At 30.6% G+C, this 814-nt stretch carries 1 protein-coding gene; it reads right to left on the bottom strand.

Annotated features, from left to right (window positions below):
- Positions 1-76 precede the first annotated feature (76 nt).
- Positions 77-526, bottom strand: coding sequence for a DUF2269 family protein (locus V7138_RS23500; RefSeq protein WP_335402272.1), 450 nt, complete (start codon positions 524-526; stop codon positions 77-79).
- Between the last annotated feature and the right edge of the window lie 288 nt (positions 527-814).

Below are 814 nucleotides of genomic sequence, written 5' to 3'. Positions count from 1 at the left end.
GTTAATTCAATTAACCTGCCCCTTTAGTTCAAGAAGAAAAACTGATTATTTTGCAGCTTGTGATTTTAGCTCTAGTTTAAAAAGGTTTGGCAACCATTAGATAAAGAATAATAATAGGAATTATCGTTGATATTGTTCCTATAACATCCCAAGTTCTAGAGGCTTTTTTATAAGCAATTTTATTAAATTCTTCTCCACTATAATTAATCATTTTTCTTTGTAGGGGTAACAAAAGAGTAATCCATATCAATCCTGTAATGGTAAATAAAGCTAAGGAAATTGTTAACCAGTTTATTTCATCAAGGGAATAATTACTTTTTATTGCTAATAAAAATCCAGAAATTAGTAACACGATAATACTGGGTAAAGTAAACACATAATCAGCAACCATAATATTCTTTGCTGTTTTGTTGATATGTGTTTCATCTTCAGAAAATTCTGCCTTTAGTTTCCAAAAAGCAGCCGTGATAATATTACCAACAAAAACAATTGCCGAAATAATATGTATTAACACTAAATAAACCATTTTTATCTTCTCCCCTTTCGCTCAACACTAGCACTTCATAAATTCGTTCTTTACTTTCCATCTATATTTCTACTTTTCGACAGGTAAATTAAATAGTACTCTATAGTTCTACTTAAATTAAATACACCGTTAGTACAATGATTTCTACAAAAAAGACGTTATTCCTTCCTGTACTGCACCTAAAAATGTTAGATTCGTGTCTAACGTTTGGAAAACGGTACCTCTTAGGATTAACGCCAAAAGTAGTTTCACCGAACCAACAATGCTTATTAAACTATCCTGCACCTT

Source organism: Bacillus sp. JJ1533, assembly GCF_036965045.1.
Taxonomy (GTDB): domain Bacteria; phylum Bacillota; class Bacilli; order Bacillales; family Bacillaceae_L; genus Ferdinandcohnia.
This window is presented reverse-complemented; position numbering and strand designations above follow the sequence as displayed.